The sequence below is a fragment of the Inquilinus sp. genome, from assembly GCF_057815775.1.
This window is the reverse complement of record NZ_JBYRFX010001180.1, coordinates 1-5,444: the sequence shown is the minus strand read 5'-3', so window position 1 is coordinate 5,444 and position 5,444 is coordinate 1. Positions and strand designations below refer to the sequence as shown.

Sequence of the window (5,444 nt, the reverse complement as noted above, 5' to 3'; positions counted from 1 at the left end):
GGACCCGCTCGACGTCGCGGCCACGCGCTCGGCGGTGATGGACAACCTGACCCTGGTCTACGATCCCGAACTGCCGGTCAACATCGTCGAGCTCGGGCTGATCTACCGGGTCGAGGTGTCGCCGCAGGGTCAGGTCGACATCGACATGACCCTGACCGCGCCGAACTGCCCGGTCGCCGGATCGATGCCGGTGATGGTGGAGCGGGGGGCGCTGTCGGTCCCCGGCGTCACCGGGGCCAAGGTGAACCTGACCTGGGACCCGCCCTGGTCGATCGAACGCGCCAGCGAGGATGCCCGGCTGGCGCTGGGCATGTGACGAAAGATCGCCCGGCCAAAAGCCGCGCGATCCTGGGATGCTGCCGCAAACCGTTGAAGTCCTTCCCCGATCGGCCCATCTTGGGGATTGAGGATACGAGGTGAACACCATGCGCGCCCTGCCACCGCCGATCTCGCTGACCGACCGCGCCGCCGACCGCGTGCGCGAGCTGATCGAGAAGTCGACCAAGCCGATCCTCGGCCTGCGCGTCGGGGTCAAGGCGCGCGGCTGCTCCGGCCTCAGCTACTTCATGGAATACGCCGAGGAGCGGAAGAAGTTCGAGGACGTGGTCGAGAGCAAGGGCGTCACCGTCCTGATCGACCCGTCGGCGATCATGTTCCTGCTCGGCACCGAGATGGACTGGGTGCAGGAAGAGTTCGACGCCCGTTTCGTGTTCAACAACCCGAATGAGGTCGATCGCTGCGGTTGCGGCGAGAGCTTCCGGGTTGCCCAGCCGGAGGGTAAGGAACCGGCGCCCGCCGGCGCCTGACGCCGACTCCGGCCCGCCGCCATGGCCCATACCGGCGGCGCGCCGGATCTGACCCCGCGAACCCTTCGCCGCCTGCTGTCGCCGCCGCGTTTGCGGCGGCTGGTGCGTTTCGCGGTCGGCGGCATCCTGGTCGGCTGCATGGCGGTCGCCTTCGCCCGCGCGGCGGACTGGGCGCAGCAGCTGTTCTTCTGGATGACCGCCGGCCGCCTCTGGCTGGCCCCGATTCTCGGCGTCGTTGGCTTCGGCGTCTCCGCTTTGGCCGCCGCGCGCCTGTTTCCGGCGGCGCCGGGCAGCGGCATCCCACAATGCATCGCCGCGATGCGCCGGCCACTGGAGCTGGTGCCGAGCCAGCTCAACATCCGCACCGGCATCGGCAAGATCGTGCTCTGCCTGTTCGGCCTGGCCTGCGGCGCCTCGATCGGGCGTGAGGGGCCGACCGTGCAGGTCGGCGCCGTGATCCTGGCCAGCCTGACGCCGCACGCCACCCCGGCTCGGCTTCGGCGGGTGATCACCGCCGGCGGGGCTGCCGGGCTGGCCGGCGCCTTCAACACGCCGCTTGCCGGCATCGTCTTCGCGCTGGAGGAGTTGGTCGGCGGCTTCGACATCCGCAACCGCATGGCGGTGCTGACGGCGATCTTCCTGTCCTCCGCCGTCGCCATCGCCGTGCTCGGCGACTACACTTATTTCGGTCGCCATCCGCTGGACTTCACGGCGCGGGCGATCCCGGTCTTCATCCTGGTCGCCTTCCTGGCCGGTCTGCTCGGCGGCGTGTTCGGCCGCTGCGTCCTAGCCCTGTCCCGGCTGCTGCCGCGGTTGTTCGGCCGGTTCGGCGGCTGGTCGGTCCTGGTCGCGGCTGGCAGTTGCGGGCTGATCGCCGGGCTGATCGGGCTGGCCACCAGCGGGGCCACCTTCGGCACCGGCTACGAGCCGACGCGGCTGGCGCTGGAGGGGACGCAGGCTTTGTCCTGGTGGTTCTTCCCGGCCAAGTTCGCGGCCACCGCCCTGGCATCCTCCGCCGGCATCCCCGGTGGCCTGTTTGCCCCGTCGCTGTCGGTCGGTGCCGGCTTCGGCGCGATCTTCGCGCCCCTGGTCGATCCGTCGCTGGTGCCGTCGCTGATGCTGGTGGGCATGGCGGCCTATCTGACCGGCGTGACCCATTCCCCGGTGACCGCCCTGGTGCTGCTGGCAGAGATGACCGGCGAGTCTCGTGGGCTGGCGATCCTGATTCCTTCGGTCGGCCTGGCTTGGTTTGGGTCGCGGCTGGTGCTGCGCCAGGGGCTGTATCATTTGCTGGCTGAACGAGTTCTTGCACGCGCCGGCTGGAATCCTTCGGCCACTCCCTGATATCGTCGGCCCACAAAGAAAAAAGTCCTTTGGGGGTTCAGGTGAAATATGTCGTTCCGGCGCTGGCCGTGCTGCTGCTCGCAGGCTGCGCCCAAAAACCAAGCGAGCCTCCCGTCGCCTTGACCCAGACCGTGAAGGTGAATGGCCTGGACATCGGCGTGACCAGGCTGGCCGCCTCCAGCTGGGGGGCCTGGCTGATAGGGCCCAGTCTGATCGTGCCGTCGCGGTCGAAGGTCCGCACCGCCGAACGCAAGGCGGTCGAGCAGCTGTCGGCCTGCAAGGTCACCGGCGCCACGCCGCGCGACAACCCCCTGCGGTCGGAGTATGTCGAGTTGGCGGTGAACTGCTGAGAGCAGCCCTGAAAGACCCGACCGGCTGTCCCGTCAGCCGGTCGGCAGCCGCAACTCGTAGCGCTCGGTCCAGCGGCTGCGGTCGTCGGGCGGCTCGCCGGATCCGCCGAACACCTCGATCGCCTCGGTGATCTGGTCGTTGCGCAGGCGATAGATCGAGATGGCGTGGACGACGTCCTCGCCATTGGTGATCAGGACGCGGGAGACCGCGCGTTCGCCGGCCTGGATCAGCTCCTGCAGATGGCAGCGCCACCGGCCGGGTGCGTGGGCGTTCAGGGCGATGAAGGCGTCGGCGCCGCGGATGCGCTCGCTGGTCTGCGGCCAGTCGGCAACGAAATCATCGGCCAGCAGGCCGAGAGCCTGGGCCCAGTTGCGGGTGTCGAAAGCACGCCATAGGGCGGCGACAATATGGTCGTCCATGGCATTTCGATAAATTTGTTCCTATTTTGTTCATTATGCCCATGCAAGACCTGCATGTCGAGCGCTCTGATATAAACTTTAAAATATTGTATTAATCTCAAAATTTGACATCCAGATCGGACAAAAATAGCATGCCCACCCGATGAAATTGACGGGCGGGATGAGTGAATCCGGCCGGCTGACAAGGATCTCCTCATGCTTGCTGTGTCGCGCCGCGCCCTGCTGGCCGCCTCTGTGGTTCTCGCCGCGTTCAGCCCGGTTGCGGCCCGGGCGGCCGATGTCGTCACCGGCATCACCATCGACTGGGCCTATTACAACCCGGTCAGCCTGGTGCTGAAGGACAAGGGCTGGCTGGAGGAGGCGCTGAAGCCGCAGGGCGTCTCGGTGACCTGGGTGCAAAGCGCCGGCAGCAACAAGGCGATCGAATTCCTGAACTCCGGCAGCGTGCAGTTCGGCTCCGCCGCCGGCGCCGCGGCGCTGCTGGCACGGATCAACGGCAGCCCGATCAAGGCGGTCTACGCCTTCTCCAAGCCGGAATGGACGGCGCTGGTCACCAATGGCGACAGCCCGATCCAGTCGGTCGAGGATCTGAAGGGCAAGCGCGTTGCCGTCACCCGCGGCACCGATCCCTACATCTTCCTGCTGCGCGCTTTGGCCGATCACGGCCTGACCGAACAGGACATCGAGGTGGTGCTGCTGCAGCATGCCGATGGCCGCAACGCGCTGATCGCGCATCAGGTCGACGCCTGGGCCGGGCTCGACCCGATGATGGCGCAGGCGGAGCTGGAGCAGGGGGCGCGGCTATTCTACCGAAAGCCCGACCTCAACACCTATGGCCTGCTCAACGTGAACGAACAGTTCGCCGCCGACCATCCGGAGATCGTCGAGGCGGTGATCCGCGCCTATGAGCGGGCGCGGCGCTATTCGGCCGAGCATCCGGACGAGCTCCGTGCCGCCCTGGTCGATGCTGCCGGCCTGACCGACGCGGCGGCGGCGAAGCAGCTGGAGCGCACCGACCTGTCCAATCCCGCGATCGACGCACCGAAGCGCGACACCATCCTCAATGCCGGGCTGGCGCTGCAGAAGGCCGGAGTGATCGACGCCTCGGTCGATGTCGCGGCCACCGTCGACGCGCTGCTCGACGCCCGGTTCAAGACCGCGCTGGCGAACTAGCCGATGGTCAGCCTCGACCCCGCGGCGATCGACACCACCACGACCGAGGCTAGGCGGCCCCGGCCGGTGAGTGGCGCGATCGGCACCCTGGTGGTCGGGCTGATCCTGCCGGTCGGGCTGGCCCTGGCCTGGGAGATCCTGGCGACGCTCGGCCTGGTCTCGACCCGGCTGCTGCCCCCGCCGTCGCAGATCCTGCGCACGCTGGGTGACCTCGCCTGGCGCGGGGTGCTGCTGGACCATGTGCTGGTCACCCTCGGCCGCGTCGCCGCCGGCTTCGTGCTCGGTGCCGCCATCGCCACCGTGCTGGGCGCCGCGACCGGGGTCTGGCCGCTGGCCCGAAGGCTGCTGGACCCGACGATCCAGGCGCTGCGCAGCATCCCGTCGATCGCCTGGACCCCGCTGTTCATCCTGTGGTTCGGCATCTTCGAGACGCCGAAGGTGATGCTGATCGCGGTCGGCGTGTTCTTCCCGGTCTACCTGACCCTGGCCGGCGCCATCGCCTCGGTCGACCGCAAGCTGGTCGAGGTCGGGCGGATCTACCGCTTCGGCACGTGGGAGCTGGTGCGCCGCATCCTGCTGCCGGCGGCGCTGCCGACTTACATCACCGGCCTGCGCGGCGGGCTCGGCCTCGGCTGGATGTTCGTGGTGGCGGCGGAGTTCATGGGCGCCAGCAAGGGTCTCGGCTACCTGCTGGTCGATGGCCAGATGACCGGGCGGCCGGCGATCATCCTGGCCGCGATCCTGCTGTTCGCCGTGATCGGCAAGCTCAGCGACCTCGCGCTCGCGGCGGTCGGCGCCCGGCTGGTCCGCTGGCAGGACGGCTTCCGGCCGGAAGGGACCTGACCATGTTGTCGTTGGTCGGCGTCGCCAAGCGCTATCCGAACGGCCTCGCTGCCCTGGCCGGTATCGATCTGACGGTCGAGGCCGGTGCCATCGTCGCCGTGGTCGGCGCCAGCGGCTGCGGCAAGAGCACGCTGCTGCGGCTGGTCGCCGGGCTGGACCGGGCCACATCAGGCACGGTTTCGGTCGCCGGCCATCCGGTCGACGGGCCGGGCGAGGATGTCGGCGTTGTGTTCCAGGAGCCGCGGCTGATGCCGTGGCTGACGGTCGAGGCCAATGTCCGCTTCGGCCTCGGCCGGCTGCCGAAGGCCGAGGCGGCGCGGCTGGCGGCGGAGGCGATCGCCCGGGTCGGCCTGGCCGGATTCGCCGGCGCCTGGCCGCGCCAGCTGTCGGGCGGCATGGCCCAGCGCGTCGCCATCGCCCGCGCCCTGGTGGCGAAGCCGAAGGTGCTGCTGCTGGACGAACCGTTCAGCGCGCTCGACACCTTCACCCGGCGCGACCTGCACCAGCA

Annotated in this window: 8 protein-coding genes; 7 read left to right on the top strand and 1 reads right to left on the bottom strand. The window is 68.8% G+C overall.

Going from position 1 to position 5,444, the window contains the following annotated elements; translation table 11 throughout:
• The 4 genes from AC3XYG_RS42180 to AC3XYG_RS42165 all read left to right on the top strand — a co-directional run.
• A partial coding sequence (locus AC3XYG_RS42180) for an iron-sulfur cluster assembly protein (RefSeq protein ID WP_489145906.1) occupies window positions 1–316 on the top strand: 316 nt, incomplete at its 5' end.
• 109 nt (window positions 317–425) lie between these two features.
• Complete coding sequence (locus tag AC3XYG_RS42175) at window positions 426–806, top strand: HesB/IscA family protein (RefSeq protein WP_489145907.1); 381 nt, start codon at window positions 426–428, stop codon at window positions 804–806.
• Window positions 807–827: 21 nt separating this feature from the next.
• Window positions 828–2,150: a chloride channel protein gene (locus AC3XYG_RS42170; protein ID WP_489145905.1), complete on the top strand. Its 1,323-nt coding sequence runs from the start codon at window positions 828–830 to the stop codon at window positions 2,148–2,150.
• A 41-nt stretch (window positions 2,151–2,191) separates the two neighbouring features.
• Window positions 2,192–2,500 carry a YajG family lipoprotein gene (locus AC3XYG_RS42165; RefSeq protein ID WP_489145904.1) on the top strand — a complete coding sequence of 103 codons (309 nt, stop codon included), beginning with the start codon at window positions 2,192–2,194 and terminating at the stop codon, window positions 2,498–2,500.
• A 33-nt stretch (window positions 2,501–2,533) separates the two neighbouring features.
• Here AC3XYG_RS42165 and AC3XYG_RS42160 read toward each other — a convergent pair whose 3' ends face one another.
• Window positions 2,534–2,920, bottom strand: a complete 387-nt coding sequence (locus AC3XYG_RS42160; RefSeq protein WP_489145903.1) for a nuclear transport factor 2 family protein — start codon at window positions 2,918–2,920, stop codon at window positions 2,534–2,536.
• Window positions 2,921–3,115: 195 nt separating this feature from the next.
• Here AC3XYG_RS42160 and AC3XYG_RS42155 point away from each other — a divergent pair, with 195 nt between their 5' ends.
• From AC3XYG_RS42155 to AC3XYG_RS42145, 3 genes are all read left to right on the top strand, one after another.
• Window positions 3,116–4,093, top strand: coding sequence for an aliphatic sulfonate ABC transporter substrate-binding protein (locus tag AC3XYG_RS42155; protein WP_489145902.1), 978 nt, complete (start codon window positions 3,116–3,118; stop codon window positions 4,091–4,093).
• 3 nt (window positions 4,094–4,096) lie between these two features.
• Complete coding sequence (locus AC3XYG_RS42150; RefSeq protein WP_489145901.1) at window positions 4,097–4,936, top strand: ABC transporter permease; 840 nt, start codon at window positions 4,097–4,099, stop codon at window positions 4,934–4,936.
• Window positions 4,937–4,938: 2 nt separating this feature from the next.
• Window positions 4,939–5,444 (top strand): ABC transporter ATP-binding protein (locus tag AC3XYG_RS42145; protein WP_489145900.1); only part of this gene is annotated, 506 nt, incomplete at its 3' end.